The organism is Comamonas sp. A7-5 (assembly GCF_039581385.1).
Taxonomy (GTDB): Bacteria; Pseudomonadota; Gammaproteobacteria; order Burkholderiales; family Burkholderiaceae_C; genus Comamonas; species Comamonas thiooxydans.
The window spans coordinates 1-523 of record NZ_JBCPWO010000059.1; the positions used below are offsets into that span (position 1 = coordinate 1).

Genomic DNA, 523 nt, shown 5'->3' on the forward strand with positions numbered 1-523 from the left:
CACCGACGCTGCCGGCAATGCTGGCAGCGGCACCGCCGATTCGAACAACTACGCCATCGATACGCTGCGCCCGACCGCGACCCTCGTGGTGGCCGACAACAACCTCCGGATCGGTGAGACCTCGTTGGTGACCATCACCTTCAGCGAAGCGGTGACCGGTTTCACCAACGCCGACCTGACGGTGGCCAACGGCACGCTGAGCAACATCAGCAGCAGCGACGGCGGTATCACCTGGACGGCGACGTTCACGCCGACCAGCAACATCACTGACGCCAGCAACCTGATCACCCTGGACAATTTCGGAGTGGCTGACGCTGCCGGCAATGCTGGCAGCGGCACCACGGACTCCAACAACTACGTCATTGATACGCTGCGCCCAACGGCGACCATTGTCGTGGCGGACACCAGCCTTGCGGTCGGTGAGACCTCGCTGGTGACCATCACCTTCAGTGAAGCGGTCACCGGTTTCACCAACGCCGACCTGACCATTGCCAACGGTACGTTGTCGGCGGTTTCCAGTGCG

Annotated in this window: 1 protein-coding gene; it reads left to right on the forward strand. The window is 62.7% G+C overall.

What is annotated here, in order from left to right; genetic code table 11:
- Nucleotides 1–523: Ig-like domain-containing protein (locus AAIL67_RS24740; protein WP_343485407.1), on the forward strand; the 523-nt coding region annotated here is incomplete at both ends.